The organism is Bifidobacterium catenulatum PV20-2 (assembly GCF_000800455.1).
GTDB lineage: Bacteria > Actinomycetota > Actinomycetes > Actinomycetales > Bifidobacteriaceae > Bifidobacterium > Bifidobacterium kashiwanohense_A.
Window position 1 is genome coordinate 1,462,109 of record NZ_CP007456.1, and the last position, 13,829, is coordinate 1,475,937.

General features: G+C 63.2%; 16 protein-coding genes. 9 read left to right on the forward strand and 7 right to left on the reverse strand.

Annotated elements, in window-relative coordinates; genetic code table 11:
• Positions 1 to 3: 3 nt before the first annotated feature.
• The 6 genes from AH68_RS06525 to AH68_RS06550 form a co-directional block, all read right to left on the reverse strand.
• On the reverse strand, positions 4 to 846 hold the full coding sequence (locus AH68_RS06525; RefSeq protein ID WP_039198689.1) for a hypothetical protein: 843 nt from the start codon (positions 844 to 846) through the stop codon (positions 4 to 6).
• Positions 843 to 1,847 (reverse strand): Fic family protein, encoded by a 1,005-nt coding sequence (locus tag AH68_RS06530; protein WP_039198690.1) that lies wholly within the window; start codon positions 1,845 to 1,847, stop codon positions 843 to 845. The genes AH68_RS06525 and AH68_RS06530 overlap by 4 nt, the downstream gene beginning before the upstream one ends.
• A 49-nt stretch (positions 1,848 to 1,896) precedes the next feature.
• Complete coding sequence (locus AH68_RS06535; protein ID WP_039198693.1) at positions 1,897 to 2,268, reverse strand: hypothetical protein; 372 nt, start codon at positions 2,266 to 2,268, stop codon at positions 1,897 to 1,899.
• 21 nt (positions 2,269 to 2,289) lie between these two features.
• Entirely contained in the window at positions 2,290 to 2,703 is a 414-nt protein-coding gene (locus AH68_RS06540) for a helix-turn-helix domain-containing protein (RefSeq protein WP_039198695.1), read from the reverse strand.
• A gap of 190 nt (positions 2,704 to 2,893) precedes the next feature.
• A complete protein-coding gene (locus AH68_RS06545; protein ID WP_039198697.1) occupies positions 2,894 to 5,092 on the reverse strand; it encodes a type IA DNA topoisomerase in 2,199 nt (732 codons plus the stop codon).
• A 6-nt stretch (positions 5,093 to 5,098) separates the two neighbouring features.
• Positions 5,099 to 5,542, reverse strand: a complete 444-nt coding sequence (locus AH68_RS06550; protein WP_236682368.1) for a gas vesicle protein — start codon at positions 5,540 to 5,542, stop codon at positions 5,099 to 5,101.
• 430 nt (positions 5,543 to 5,972) lie between these two features.
• Here AH68_RS06550 and AH68_RS06555 point away from each other — a divergent pair, with 430 nt between their 5' ends.
• From AH68_RS06555 to AH68_RS06595, 8 genes are all read left to right on the forward strand, one after another.
• Positions 5,973 to 6,266, forward strand: coding sequence for an LPD28 domain-containing protein (locus AH68_RS06555; protein WP_039198700.1), 294 nt, complete (start codon positions 5,973 to 5,975; stop codon positions 6,264 to 6,266).
• A gap of 14 nt (positions 6,267 to 6,280) precedes the next feature.
• Positions 6,281 to 6,706: a hypothetical protein gene (locus AH68_RS06560; RefSeq protein WP_236682369.1), complete on the forward strand. Its 426-nt coding sequence runs from the start codon at positions 6,281 to 6,283 to the stop codon at positions 6,704 to 6,706.
• A 64-nt stretch (positions 6,707 to 6,770) separates the two neighbouring features.
• A complete protein-coding gene (locus AH68_RS06565) occupies positions 6,771 to 7,058 on the forward strand; it encodes a DUF4160 domain-containing protein (protein WP_039198702.1) in 288 nt (95 codons plus the stop codon).
• Between the two features lie 16 nt (positions 7,059 to 7,074).
• Positions 7,075 to 7,323, forward strand: a complete 249-nt coding sequence (locus AH68_RS06570; RefSeq protein WP_014760414.1) for a DUF2442 domain-containing protein — start codon at positions 7,075 to 7,077, stop codon at positions 7,321 to 7,323.
• A gap of 448 nt (positions 7,324 to 7,771) precedes the next feature.
• On the forward strand, positions 7,772 to 8,152 hold the full coding sequence (locus AH68_RS06580) for a MobC family plasmid mobilization relaxosome protein (RefSeq protein WP_039198708.1): 381 nt from the start codon (positions 7,772 to 7,774) through the stop codon (positions 8,150 to 8,152).
• Between the two features lie 2 nt (positions 8,153 to 8,154).
• A complete protein-coding gene (locus AH68_RS06585) occupies positions 8,155 to 9,783 on the forward strand; it encodes a relaxase/mobilization nuclease domain-containing protein (RefSeq protein WP_039198709.1) in 1,629 nt (542 codons plus the stop codon).
• A gap of 43 nt (positions 9,784 to 9,826) precedes the next feature.
• Positions 9,827 to 10,891, forward strand: a complete 1,065-nt coding sequence (locus tag AH68_RS06590; protein ID WP_039198711.1) for a PcfB family protein — start codon at positions 9,827 to 9,829, stop codon at positions 10,889 to 10,891.
• Positions 10,892 to 10,903: 12 nt separating this feature from the next.
• Positions 10,904 to 12,838, forward strand: a complete 1,935-nt coding sequence (locus AH68_RS06595; RefSeq protein ID WP_039198714.1) for a hypothetical protein — start codon at positions 10,904 to 10,906, stop codon at positions 12,836 to 12,838.
• A 29-nt stretch (positions 12,839 to 12,867) separates the two neighbouring features.
• On the opposite strand, the gene AH68_RS11030 is transcribed toward AH68_RS06595, so the two are convergent.
• Complete coding sequence (locus tag AH68_RS11030) at positions 12,868 to 13,191, reverse strand: hypothetical protein (RefSeq protein ID WP_236682370.1); 324 nt, start codon at positions 13,189 to 13,191, stop codon at positions 12,868 to 12,870.
• 37 nt (positions 13,192 to 13,228) lie between these two features.
• Between AH68_RS11030 and AH68_RS11035 the strand changes: the two genes are divergently transcribed.
• Positions 13,229 to 13,669: a TnpV protein gene (locus tag AH68_RS11035; protein ID WP_236682371.1), complete on the forward strand. Its 441-nt coding sequence runs from the start codon at positions 13,229 to 13,231 to the stop codon at positions 13,667 to 13,669.
• Positions 13,670 to 13,829 lie beyond the last annotated feature (160 nt).

The window sequence follows — 13,829 nt, forward strand, 5'->3', positions numbered from 1 at the left end:
CTGTCACGACAGAGCTAATCCGCACAGTCGATTCATCTGCGCTGAAAACCATTCATCGAACTGGACATGAAGCTCCTGCAACGCCCCATCAAACTTCGAATACGCAAGAAGAAAAAAGCATAAGAGATAGAAAAGGAACCACACGAAAGACATCTCTGCTATACGCTCCGCTATCTTGCGGTACCAGAAATATGCTCGCGACGGAATGAGTCTGACGCATCCGTCATATTCGCAGTTTTCGGGAGCGAGTGACTCGTTGGCGCTGAGGGAATCAAAGCCCCGGAAAGTACTCATCAGATCACCATCTATATACCCTCTCATCAGATCAACTGCAAGCAAACAGAGCCAGGCGGCAATGATGATCGACATGAATGAGAAGATGAGATTAGCCTGATCGCTAATGAAGCTTTGCATGTCGGATGCCGCCTGTTTAACGGCAGCATTCTTCTCATCCAAAGAGATGCCCTTGTCCGCATAGGTCTTGTCAAGAGCACTGAGTTTTTTACCGAGGTCGTCGAGCTGAGAACTAATTAGCCAGCCAAAGTATCCCCCGGCAAAAAACATGATGAGGGATGTAACTTGTTTTATAAGCCCTATGATTCTTCCCAGAAGAAGATACTTGTCGCTGAGGGGTTCCTTTCTGGGGGAGAACAAGAGGAAGAAAATCGGTTGGGAAAAGGGCAGGAACAACAACACATGCACGATAGCACATGCACATTCGCCAAGGACCGTCGGCACTTTATGAAGAAAACCCGCCAGTCCAACAAGCAATAGATATATGCATATGAGCGCTGTAGTGGCCGCATGCTTGACTTCGTCCAGTTGTTGCTCCCCCAGATTCGTCATTCCGATTGACCTCGATCTTCCAGTTTCCGCAAGGGGACGTTCTGTCTGACTCCGTTCTTACCGTCGTGACTTTCGCCCTGGACGAGATCCCCATGCAATGCCTCGACAAGCTTGTTATGAGAATCCGTCCCACTATGAATCGATTGACTCTTTCCCTCCTCCGGCTCACGACGCAGGGCCTCGACGAGATCGATGAAAGCGCGTTCCTCCTGCTCCACGCAGTCAAGGAAAGTGGAGCAGAACGATGTGGGATCGCCGTCCACCTGCCATGCTTCCAGACTACGCGCGTAGGCCCGGCCCGCATCGTATTTGATGGCCACGGGACGGTATCCATGCCCGAGCAGTATGAAGTTGAGCAGCTGGCGTCCCGTCCGGCCGTTGCCGTCCATGAACGGATGGATGTTCTCGAACATCGCGTGGAATCCGGCGGCCTTGAGCAGCGGGTGCGCGTCGCTTCCGTCCAATCCGTCGATCAGGGCTTGCAGGTTGTCGTGGATCTCCAACGGGTCGGCTGTCTTGACGCGGGTCGCGGTGATCCTCGCCAGATAACCGTAGGGACGGAACGCGCCACGGGCGAACGGCTGGAGATCCAGCGCGGTCACCTCGTGGACGCGACGGACCAGTTCCTCGTCCAGCTTCCGCCCCTCTTTGGCGTATTCGCGCACGTAGGCCATGCCATCCGCGACACCACGCGCCGCGAACACGTATCTGGCCGGCGAGTCCGAGGGAACGAACTCGCCTTCCAGCACCAGCGACGTGTCCTCCAAGGTCAGCGTGGATCCCTCGATGGCGTTCGAGTTGTAGGTGTAGCGCACCAGCCAGTCGCGATCGTAATCCGCCAGCGCCATGTCCTCGACGCCATCCAACGGCTCCAGCGCGTGGGCCCGGTCCTTCAATGCATCGATCCGCCGCAGACGTTCAGCGGTTCCCTGTTCGCTCTCAAGGCCGTTCAGTTCGTCGGGAAGGGCGCGGATGCGCCGCGATAGTTCGGGATTGGCCATCGATGATCCTCTTTTCGTGTTCCGGTTGCACAGTCCATTATCGCAGTCGCTACATAGTCGTTTCACCGGGGATCTGCGCGGCAGCCCGTTCCATGGCGCGACGTTCGGCCCTGGTTGGCCGTTCGAGCACCCATTCGGCCAGGGCACGGATGATTATGGAACCGACGATCACGCCGATGGATCCCCAGAAGCACGGGATGAAGTCCGGCTTGGCGTGATCGGTCCAGAACCAGGAGATCAATGCGAGGATCAATGCCAGGCCGGCGGCCAGCGCGGAGAGCTTGTGGAACACCAGCGCGAGCGTGCGGATGGGATGCGTGACCAACCCCACCGCCAACGCGACGATGACAAGCAGGGCGACGACGCCCACGACGATGATGGCGACACCCAGGTATATCGCGAGCATATAGAGTCCAAACATGATCAGCCTTCCTTCTCTCTTCTATTCCGTTTCGTCGGGCATGTAGGTGTAGGTGACGGCCACGCCTTCCGCCTCGAGCAGCGCGGCGGCCTCGCGCACGGCCGCGTCGCGGCGCTTCACGGACTCCTCGGCCCTGACCCAATCGGGCAGCCCCTCGGGCAGGTCGGAGACGCGGGAGAACGAGAGCACGGCCTTCTCCTCTCCCCTATGCCGTTCCACGATGGCCGCCACGGCTCGCCTGTGCTCGGCGAGATAGTATTCGAGCATGGCCTTCATTTTCTCAGAGGGCTGGAGCCGGTATTTCTCCGACTCGTATTTCTTGACCATGTCCACGGTGAGGTGCGTGAGCACGGCCGCGTCGTGCTGGGTCATGCCGATACGTTCACGTGTCGCCCGTGCCCACGCCTTCGCCTCGCTCCAATCCTCTTCCGTCATGACTCCTCCCGGATACAGAAAACGCCGGGCCCGCCTGCGCGAACCGTGATTATACCTTTAGTATAATCTGGTTTCGGCAGGTCGGATCCGGCGTTTCATGGAACGCGGGCGCGTGCGCCGTGTTTCGTCCACTCGTTCGGTTCCTGCGAATTGTCGTCGGCCTGACGAGCCGGTCGAGCATTTCCTTTCTTTATTTGCCGAAGTCGAATGCGACGCCCTTGTCCTTGTCGATGAGGAGCGTGGCGTCGAACTTGCCGCCCTTCCTTGAGGTGAAGCCCTTCAGGCTGATCTTCTGTCCGGCGAGCAGCCTGCGCATGGCGGAGTCGGTGACGGTCTTGCCTGCGATGGTCGTCCAGGCGCGCCAGCCGCATCCTTCCGTGGTCTTCCATGTGCCGTCGGGCTGTTTCTCGCGTCGGTTGGTGGAGCATTGGAACACCTTGCCCGTTTTGATGACGGGTTTGCCGCAGCGTGGGCAGTCGCCGAACGATTCCGTGCTCCGCGTCCTCGTCTGCACATGGTCCTGCCGCACAGTGCCCTGTGCGTCGGCCGGGATGCCCGCCGCGAGACCACGGAATTCCGTTTCGACCTGCGCAGGATCGGCATGATTGTGTTCGACTTCCGAAAGCTGCCGTTCCATGTCGGCGGTCAACGCCACGTCCTTGAGCCTCGGTGAAACCACGTCGATCAGGGACTGTCCCTGTTTGGTGGAGCGCAGCTGCTTGCCCTTGCGTTCCACGTATCCGGTGCGGATCAGTTTCTCGATCACGTCGGCCCTGGTGGCCGGGGTGCCGATGCCTCCGGAATGGGATTCGTCGTCGTCCAATGCGGCCTTGAGCTCCTTGTCCTCCACCCATCGGCTGGCGTGTTCCATCGCGGCGAGCAGCGTCGCCTCGCTGAACGGCTTCGGCGGCTTCGTCTTTCCCTCGGACAATGTCGCACCGCATTGCGGAACGGGCGCGATGGAGACCCCGACGACGAGGTTCGCGGGGATGATGTTGCCCGCAGCCTCGTCATTGTCGTGTTCCTCCTGCGGCCCGTCATGTTCGATGGCATGCCAGCCGAGGGAGACGGGCTGGTCTGACCGGCTGGCGAACCTGGTCTGCGATTCGTCGAGCGTCGTGCCGTCCGTCGGGTGCCGTTCGCCCCAGGCGGGGTCGATGTCCGCGACGACGTTCGTCACGTCGTGCACGTAGTCGTCGCCCACGGCCTCCCACATGCGACGCGCCACGCGAATCAATACGAGGCGTTCGTCGTCGCCGAGTTCGTCGAGCGTCGCCTTGCCGGCCTGCATGGTGGGAAGGATGGCGGTGTGTCCGGCGACCTTCGTGTCGTCCACGGTCAGTTCGAGACGCGGACGTTCCGGTTTCGCGGACGGTTCGATGAAGCCGGTAACGAGGCGGTCGCCTTCGGTGAGGCCGCGTAGCGTGTCCAGGTCGTCGTGCGTGATGTACTGCGAGTCGGTGCGCGGATACGTCGCCAGTCTTTTCTCATACAGGGATTGCAAGGCGGCCAGGGTGCGGGCGGCGGTCAGGCCGTGCAGCCGGCTCATGTCCTTCTGCAATCCGGTCAGGTCGTACAGGCGGGGCGGCGCGTCGTGCTGCTGTTTGCGGTCGGCCTTGAGGATCTTGAAGGTGAAGTCGTCCGAGTTGACGATCCGCAGCAGCGTCTCGGCGTCCTCCCGCTTGTCCAGGCGTTCGCCGGCCAGCTTCCATCCGCCCATCGGGGCGACGACCTTCCAGTACGGTCGGGCCACGTGGCCGGTAATGTCCCTGTCGCGGTCCACGATCATGGCGAGCGTGGGCGTCTGCACGCGGCCGACTGTGAACCTCGCGTTGTAGACGAGCGAATAGGCGCGCGACGCGTTCATCCCGATCAGCCAGTCGGCCTTCGCGCGGATCATCGCCGAATCGGCGAGCCCCTGGTATTCCGTCTCGTCCTTCATGGACGCGAGGGCGTCGCGGATGGCGTCCTCCTCCAGGCTCGCGACCCACAGGCGTCGCATCGGCTTGGAGACTCCTACATGCGCCACGATCCTGCGGAAGATGGCCTCGCCCTCGCGGTCGGGATCGCACGCGTCGACAAGCATGTCGATATCGTCGCGGCGCATCAGTCCCGTTACGACCTTGTACTGGCGGTCTGCGCCCTTGTCCCGGCTGACCTTCCATTGCCAGTCGGGTGTCGGGTCGATGGGCAGCGTGTCGAGGCTCCACTTTCCCCAATCGTGATTCTTGTATTCGTCGGGCGCGGCCAGGTCGACGAGGTGTCCTTGCGCCCAGGTGACCAGGTCGGCGCCGACCTGGATGTAGCCGTCGTGTTTTTCCGCGTGACCGCCGACCGCCTGGGCGATCGCCTGGCCGACCGAATGCTTCTCGGCGATGATCAGTCGCATCTCGCATCACGTCCGATCATCAGTAGTTGCCGGACGCCCATGCGGGCCGTCCGTCGTCCGAGGTGTCGGGTTCGGCTGCGGGCTCCTGCGGGCGGTCTCGTCGTCCGCGGCCTGGACGTCGGATCCGGTCGTCTCCGGATCCGATTCGGCGACGGTTTCCGGTTCGGGTTCGGCGGGCGGGGTTTTCCTTCCGGCCGGCGCGGCGACGAGCTCGCCCTTAGCATCGAACGCGATGTTCTTCTCCGTTCCGGTCATCGCCAGCTTGTCCGCGATCATCGTCCGGCTCATGCCGGGGAACGCCTCCTCGAATTGCCTCGCCGCGTCGCGCAGCGCCTGCGCGCTTTTGCGGAAGTTGTCGAGGCGGTTGTCGAACTTCTTCGCCGCCGTCTCCTTGCGTTTGAACGACTCGCGTTCGTCGCGCAGGAAGTCGTCCACGTAATCGGATGCCATGTCGTGTTCCTTTCCAGTCTTGTTTTCATCGGTTCCCGGTTTCGATCCGGCTGGAACCATGTTCGCGCGATCGGATGCGCACCGGTTTGGACAGTCGGGCTCCGCCAAGGATCACACGCGTGTGATCCTAGCTTCGCCGGAAACGGAGCGTGGCCCTCGGGGGCCGCGCGCGATCATCGCCGACCCTTCCGGGATTTCCAGGCGTTGGCGCCTGGAAGGGAACGGTCGGCCGGCCATGGTTCATCATCGCAACCCCGCACCCGCGTCTTCGGACCTGCATGTTCCATGCCTCGCTCCGGGAGGGCTTCGCCCGATTATCCCGAAGCGGGCACGGCCCACGCGTCCTCCATCGCGCGGCGGTGTTGCGAGGCTGCCCCATGTCCGGCGAAAGGAAAACGGAAAGGCCGGCAAGACATCAAGGAGTGGAACCATGCAGATGGAACCGATGGAATTGCAGCACGTCGTCTTCGAGACCGACGAGGGACGCGTCGACGCGATGTGGAGCGACGTGCGTCTCCACACGCACGACATCCCCGACGGATGGCACTGCTACGCCGTCAGGGGCGACGACGGCGGATGGCCGCCATGCAGCATCGAGAAGAGCGCATGGGTCAACCACGCGGGTGGCATCGTCACGCCCGACGACCTCGACCCACTGCTCGAAAGGAACGACTGGATGCTCGTCATCAGGGACTGGTGGTTCACCGACGAACCGTTCGAATGAAAGGAGACGCGGACATGAAGGAGAAGGGCAGGGCCATGGAATGGTTCCGGACCAAGCACGACGAGCTCGCCGGGACGACGCGGACCAACTTCGCCGCGCACGGCCTGGAGCCCGGACGGGAGGCCTACCATCTGGGCAGCATCTACTATGCGACCGCCGAACAGATGGAGGCCATATGCCCGGCGGGCATCGACTTAGACCGGTACGCGACTCTGGCGAACGGCAACGTCGGATACGACGAGGCCGACGCGCATTGGGACGACGCGGCATGGTGGGACGAACAGGAGCGGGCCACGTGGCACGGAGGGCACGGCTCGCTGACGGGAAACGGAGTTCGGCACCGGTGCCGCGCGCATCCCGAGGATTTTCTTTTGGCCGGCCGGCTGACAACCCGTCAACTCCCACGCAGCGAAACCGGAGGTTTCGACGCGTTCTCATGACGGAACCCGCTACCACCGCTAGCGCTTTCGCTTGACTATCCGGTCAAAAGATAAATATCCTAGAATGGAAGACAACGAAAGCAAGGAGGCGGACATGCCGGTCATCAGCATGTTCTTCGGAATCATCATCACCATGAACGCGGACGATCATGTTCCGCCGCACATCCACGCCAGATATCAAGGACACGAAGCGTCCTTCACCTTCGATGGCAACCTATTCAAGGGAGACTTCCCGCGCAAGCAGCGCAAACTGGTCGAGGCATGGGTGTTGCTGCATGCCGAAGAGCTGGAAGCCGACTGGGATCTGGCCTTCAACCTCGAGCATCCATTCAGAATCGACCCGCTACGCTGACAAGGAGGCGACGGACATGACCATCGACTATTCAATCAAAGTGACCCAATGCGAACCCATGCCCGGCTACAAGCTCAAGGTCACCTGTTCCGACGGGGCGACCGGAATCTTCGACATGTCCCGATACGTCGAACGCGGCATGTTCAAACCGCTCAAGGACACGCAGACGTTCGACCGCGTGCGACTCACGTTCGGCGTGCCCTCATGGCCCGGGGACATCGACATCGCCGCGGAACGCGTCCGCTCCGACATGCAAATCATCTAGGAGCCCACGCACCCCTGCCCCGACCGTCACCAAGACGGCCGGGGCTTTTTCATGTCCGCATGCATGACGGACATGACGCGCCGCCGACCCCGCGTTTTTTCGCGAGGCCTTTTCATTTCCCGCGCTCCAAGTGTCCAAACCCATCGCCGTTTCCACGAGGGACGATTGGCGTAAGACACCGGCCTTCCCCTCAAGGCCATGAGTGAAAGGAGCGAGGAGTGAACGCGATCATCCTTCACGGCATTCCGCAATCATGCCGTGCGAAATCGCTCCCAATCAATGAAATTGATATGGGAGTAGCAAGCGACGTGATTGTAGCTACAATCACTCGATTCGCGGTGCGAATCGGCTTGCCGGGAAGACCCGTACCCCATAGTCGGCAGAGCCTCCAGACCGCTCACGCGGCATCCCCGAAAACCCAACTCCACACCTCCAAGAGAGGTGCGGAATGAGCTGGGCAGCAGGCAGAGATCGGAACATCTGCAAGCGAATCACGTTCACTCAGGACGAGTGGGAGCAGGTGCGGAAGCTGTATGAGGAGCTGACCAGGTACGCGCCGGAGCACCGTTCGTTCAGCTCCTATGCCCGCAGGATGCTGTCCGAACGGCGCATCCACGTCACCGAGATCAGGCCGCTGACGGACCCCGAGCCGATCGCGCGCGAGATCGACCACATCGGCGTGAACGTCAACCAGATAGCCCACTGGGCCAATGCGAACGAGCACATCACGCCCGCTCAGGTGGAGGAGATCCGCGCGTCGTTCGACCGCATCGAGCGTCTGCTCGGCGACCTGTTCGCCGACAGGCGCGAAGCCGAGCAGGACGTGTGAGCATGGCGGTGGTCAAGCTCGGCAGGCCCGTGAAATCGAATCTCGGCGGGCCCAACGGGGCGATGGCGTACATCATCAAGCCCGCCAAGACCGATGGAGGAAGACTGGTCAGTTCCAACTACGAGCGGACCAGGACGGACTACGACGCGCTGGCCGAAGGCATGCTCGACGACAACCGCAGGTCGCCGAAAGGCATCCGGAAGGACAGCCGTCTGGCCTACCACATCAAGCTCAGCTTCAGTCCCAAGGACCCCGTAACGCCCGAGCAGGTGCACGAGCTCGGCGTGGAATTCGCGCGCCGGATCACCGGCGGCGAATACAAGTTCGTGGTCGCCACGCACACCGACCGGCACCACCTGCACGACCACATCATGGTGTGCGCCGCCTCCCGGTACGGGAAGCATCTGAAGGCCGAGCTGCCCAAGGACATCATCGACCAGTGGCGCGCGGTCAGCGACGAGATATGCCGCCGCGAGGGGCTGAGCGTCGTGTTCAACCCCGTCGTGGAGGAACAGACGCGCAAGATGCGGGACGGTACGACAGCCGAAGGCGACGACGGAACGTCGCCGGCGCGCGATCCCGAACGCGACGATGAAGCATCCGTGCGGAGCGCGAACGAACCGGCGACGAAGACGCGGAAGGCCTCGGGCGGGGAGCCGTTGGAGCGCCGGTACGGCATGTCGATGGAGGAGATCTACGCGGCCGCAAAGGGCATGGGCGTCAAGGACCGGATCCGCATGCTGATCGACCTGACCTCGTCCACGGCGGAGAACTTCGAGGACTGGAAGGACATGCTCGACATCCGAGGCGTCGGTGTCGAGGTCCGTGGCCGGCACCTCACATACACGCTCAAGGACACCGGCTTCAAGATCCGCGACGAGAAACTCGGCCAGGCATACGACATGACGAACATCATGGCCGGACTCGCGCACACGCCCGTCATCCCCATCACATTCAACCGCAGACTCGTCGCCAAACAGACCAGGAAGACGATCACCGTGTGGCTGCCAGGCACCCACCGGAAGAAGAAGATCACGTTCGACGCGAAGCGTCTCGTGGACGACGGCGGCTCCACGCTGCGCGCGTTCCTGCCCCGCGACCGCGACCAGATCATCCTCGACCCGTCCAACCGGTACGCCGGCAAGACCCCGACGCCCGGCCTCTACCAGTGGTTCGGCGAGCCGACGAGCCGGCTCGAACCGCAGACCACGCCCGAACGGCTGCCCCTCAGATACGGGGTCAGCCCCGCCCAGCAGCGCTACTACCAGGCGCAGGCAAGACGCCTCGACCGCCTCGCCGGCGAGGCGAAGGCGCTGAACGCGGCGATCCGATGGACCCGCCTCGCGGGCGGCGACAGCGCCAAGGGACTCAGGCTGCTGCGCGGGAAGGTCCGCGAATCGCACGACGAACTCCAGGCCGCCGTCATCGCGTTGCACGACGCGATCCAACAGGAAGACCCTGACCTCGAGGCCGAGACGCGCGGCGAGATGGAACGCCGCGAGGCCCTGTGCGACCGGTACGAGGACGAGCTGTCCGCCATCGAACGCGAAATCCACACGACCCGCGACCGCGAGCAAACGGAAACCGAGCAACGCGAACAGCAGCGGCACAAGCGTGGACGGCCCATCTGAACCGTCCGGGAAAACACCAACCGACAACAGAAAGGAAACAACAATGCCAATCGAGGAACAGGCTGAGGAAAAGATCCAGAACGCCGTCCAAAGCATCATCACCGGAGGGGCGAGACTCATGCTCAGAATCCCCAAGGGCGTGGCCATGGCGATGCTCCGCTCCGGCATGAAACTCGCAAAGACCGGCGTGCACGCCGCGGGCGCGGCCGTGAAAGACGGGATCGACAGCGGCGAGATGTCCGAGAAACGATTGCAAAGGAAGAAGGACGGCGACCTGCACGAGCTGCAACTCGACGACTCGACCATGCGCGAGGTGCAGCACAGCCTCAAGCAAGCCGGCATCGACTACCACCTCGAACGCACCGACCGGGGCCAGTTCATCCTGCACTTCGCCGGCAGGGACGAGGACCACGTCCGCCACGCCGTGCAACGCGCTTTCAAGAACATGGGCCTGGACATCGCCGACGAAGACTTCACCGTCGAGCAGACGGAACAGCAGGAACGGACGACGGAACAGACCCGCAGCGAACCGGAGACCCCGGCACGGGAGACGCCCGTCGAACCGGAGGCGAAGCCCATGCCGCCCCAGCGCATCGCCTGGGACTTCGTGGATCCGGAGGTCATGGAGATGGCCGCGAACAGCCTCGCCGCCCGACATCCCGAACTCTCGTGGGACAAGCTCATGGGCGACACGGCATGGAACGAGCAGACCGGCCGCGATTTCGCGGACCGGATCATCGGCAAGTCCGCCGCCGACCCGAGCCTGCGCGACGAGCTCGACACCATCCTGCGCGACGACTACGGGCAGGGCGCGCAAACCCAGGAGCAGAACCGTGCGCAGACGCCCGAGCCAAGCCGGGAGACGCCGGCAACGGAGCCGGAAAACCAACCGGAACCCACGCCGGACGAGGCCCGGGCGCAGGCCGAGAAACAGCAGACACAGGCCAGAGCAGATAATCCCAGGCCGGCCGAGGAGCGGAAGCCGATCCGGTCGAAGAAGGCACTGCTTGAACGGTTCAAGACCCGGCTCAACGAGAACCTCGCCGAGCAGAAGAACCACATGCCACCCACCCAGAACAGGGACCGCACGCCCCGCAAGGGCCGCTGAAAGGAAACCACAATGAACCAACAGGAACAGGCAACGAAACGCGCCGCGATCTTCCAGGACACCATCAACGGGACCAACGACCCGACCCCATGGCCCGTGTCCATGTGGGCCTTGTCCGGCGACACGATCTGGACGGCCGGCACGGCGAGGACGGCCGGCGAGGATTCGGTGGGCATGATCTACGACGCCGGCGACACCATCGTTCACCGGAACACGATCGCCGGCGACGCGACCCGCGCCACCGAATCCTTCGTCATCAGACCGACGGACGGACAGAGCCCGATGGACGCGATGCTCGCGGGCATCGAACAATGGAACCACCGTCATCCCGACCGGTGGGACACCGTGGCCACGCCGGGCGAGTACCGCATGACGGATCCGACGACCGGCCGGCCGCTCCCGATGGGGTGGAGCGACAGCCTCGCCGTGGCCGCGTCCGCGGCGGGCCGGCTCGACCCCGACCTGCTCCAGGCCAGCCTCATGCAGAACGCGGTCGAGCACGAGCCGCGCCCCTGCGTGTTCTTCCTGGAGGACAACGGATACGACCTCATGGTCTTCTCCTGGCATCGGAACCAGCAGGGGCTGTTCGACGCGATGAGCTTCAAGCACCTGCAATACGACGACCTGAGCATGCAGGTCACGACCATCAGCCACAGCGAGGACATGAGCGAGTCCTTCCCCGCCAAGACCATGAGCGACGGCGAACTGCTCACCCAAAGCCGCGTCTACCGGGACGAATACCAGTACTGGCGCGAACGCGACGGCGGATCCGTCGCCCAGGGCATGACCGGCCGCGTCATGCGCAGCGGACTGCTCAAACCGGGACTGGAGCAGAAGCCACTGCTGAACCTGAACGACGGTCGACGCGCCCCGGACTGGGACGAGTTCACCGACCAGGCCGCCATGGCCATCCTCCAGGGCCGACCCATCTCACCGACGCCAGCGCTCCCCCAACAGGAACAACCAGCGCAGGCCACCGATCCCGCCGCCGCGACACGGACACCGGCTCGGACGGCCGCGACGACAAAACAGGTCTGGCCGAACGCGTGGGTGGCGAACAGGCTCGCGCACACCTATATATTGCGCGCGAAGGACGGACGCGACTGGCCGAAGATGATCGTCGGACTCCCCCGCGGCACCGCCATCGACGGACAGGACCTGACCGGCTGGGCCACCGACATGTTCATGAGCGGAAAGAACCAAAAGCAGAAGAACGAGGGACGGGCCGTCAACCTCAGATTCAAACCAGACACCCCGGTCGAACTGTTCACCGGCCGCGGCACGGAACGCCGCACCGTACAGGTCGACCCGCAGACGCTCGTCCAGGCGATCATCGACGCGCAGAAACGCAACCGTGACGCCGAGGAGACGCTCGACACGGCATCGGTGGAACTCGCCTCGAAAACCGTGGAGGAATCCTGGCCGCAAATCAGCCGCATGCAGGGCCGGTTCACGGAATACCAGCGCGCTGGCACGTACAAGCCGGCCGTCGCAATGAAATGGGCGCGCCGACTCGTCGACCGGACCGCCGAAACGGACGAAGGACGGTGGACCAACCGCCAACGCCGCCAGGCCGCCGGACTGCTCATCCAGGAACTCGCCGGCACACAGGAACCGACGCAGGACAGAGACAAAACGGCGAGCCGGCCAACCGTCGAACAGGACGCGGAGGCGACGGACACGCCACGGAAAACGGAGCCGACCACGTCGACGGAACAGGGACGGGACCACGACGAAGCCGGCTCGCCGGCCCTGGCCGCCGTCACGGAGACGAAAGCCGAATCACCGGAGACGACGCGGCACGACAAACCGGAACGACGGCACACGGACCTGAAGTCAACGCTTGACCGGTTCCGGACCAGGCTCAGGGAGAACCTCGACGGACTCAACACAGCCATGCCCGCACCCGGCCTCGACCAGAACCGCGGGCAGCGGAAAACCCTATAAGAAAGGAGAGAACCATGGTGAGAAAACGCCTATACGCGAAGCGGACGGCCTCGGCCGAATACGAGCAGCTGGACCTGTTCGGCCTTCTCGAGGAGGAGCAGCGGCAGGCCGACAGGACGGCGGAACAGGCGCACGGATACGAGATAACGGTGGGCCACGTCGCGGTGCAACGACTCCGCGCACGCGGCGCGGACGACGAGACGATAGCCGCCGTGGCGGCCGAATACCGGGAGAACCGGCTCCGTGGACTCGGCCGGCGGGACGCGCGGATCGCCGCCGAGAACAAGCTCGGCGTCGGCGCCGCCACGCCCGGCGAAACCACGCCGCAACCTGTGGTAAAACGTTTCACACAATCCTCCGGCACGGAAAACAATATCGAAGAAAGGAACAATGATGGACGAGATGACATGGACCGACCCGCAGCTCAAGGCGCTCTACGAGCGGCACCTCAAGGCGATGGAGCAGCGCCGGGCGGCGCATCCGGAACTGTTCAACAAGTGGGCGGTGCCGTACAAGGTGTTCACCCGCAACAGCCTGCACGGAATCCAGAACATGCGCATCAACTGGCTGATGGACAACCATCCGCAGCGGTTCAGGGAGATGATGATGGCCAACGTGCTCGAGGAGCATCTGCGGGACATCGAGAGACGCACGAGGGAACGCCAGGCGCAGATCATGGACCGGCTGATGGAGTCCAGGCACCTGCTCAACCGGACGGACTGTCTGAAGGCGGCACCGCAGATGACCGACCTGGACCGGCTCAACGGGATGAACGAGGCGCAGGCGGAGTCGATGAGCATGGCGATCCACGAGATCGTGGAAAGCTTCTAGCATCCCTCGACTCGCAACGCGCGCGTTCGCCCCGCGAACGCGCCGAAGCGAACATCGCCGCCATCCGGACGCTCAAAGCGCTCGATGGGAACGGCGACGAGCCGCCCTCCACGGAGCAGACGGACACGCTGCGCGGATACTCGGGATGGGGCGGATGCGC

Coding starts and splice junctions, on each gene's coding strand:
- AH68_RS06525 (WP_039198689.1), bottom strand. CDS start 846: ATGACGAATCTGGGGGAGCAACAACTGGACGAAGTCAAGCATGCGGCC.
- AH68_RS06530 (WP_039198690.1), bottom strand. CDS start 1,847: ATGGCCAATCCCGAACTATCGCGGCGCATCCGCGCCCTTCCCGACGAA.
- AH68_RS06535 (WP_039198693.1), bottom strand. CDS start 2,268: ATGTTTGGACTCTATATGCTCGCGATATACCTGGGTGTCGCCATCATC.
- AH68_RS06540 (WP_039198695.1), bottom strand. CDS start 2,703: ATGACGGAAGAGGATTGGAGCGAGGCGAAGGCGTGGGCACGGGCGACA.
- AH68_RS06545 (WP_039198697.1), bottom strand. CDS start 5,092: ATGCGACTGATCATCGCCGAGAAGCATTCGGTCGGCCAGGCGATCGCC.
- AH68_RS06550 (WP_236682368.1), bottom strand. CDS start 5,542: ATGGCATCCGATTACGTGGACGACTTCCTGCGCGACGAACGCGAGTCG.
- AH68_RS06555 (WP_039198700.1), top strand. CDS start 5,973: ATGCAGATGGAACCGATGGAATTGCAGCACGTCGTCTTCGAGACCGAC.
- AH68_RS06560 (WP_236682369.1), top strand. CDS start 6,281: ATGAAGGAGAAGGGCAGGGCCATGGAATGGTTCCGGACCAAGCACGAC.
- AH68_RS06565 (WP_039198702.1), top strand. CDS start 6,771: ATGGAAGACAACGAAAGCAAGGAGGCGGACATGCCGGTCATCAGCATG.
- AH68_RS06570 (WP_014760414.1), top strand. CDS start 7,075: ATGACCATCGACTATTCAATCAAAGTGACCCAATGCGAACCCATGCCC.
- AH68_RS06580 (WP_039198708.1), top strand. CDS start 7,772: ATGAGCTGGGCAGCAGGCAGAGATCGGAACATCTGCAAGCGAATCACG.
- AH68_RS06585 (WP_039198709.1), top strand. CDS start 8,155: ATGGCGGTGGTCAAGCTCGGCAGGCCCGTGAAATCGAATCTCGGCGGG.
- AH68_RS06590 (WP_039198711.1), top strand. CDS start 9,827: ATGCCAATCGAGGAACAGGCTGAGGAAAAGATCCAGAACGCCGTCCAA.
- AH68_RS06595 (WP_039198714.1), top strand. CDS start 10,904: ATGAACCAACAGGAACAGGCAACGAAACGCGCCGCGATCTTCCAGGAC.
- AH68_RS11035 (WP_236682371.1), top strand. CDS start 13,229: ATGATGGACGAGATGACATGGACCGACCCGCAGCTCAAGGCGCTCTAC.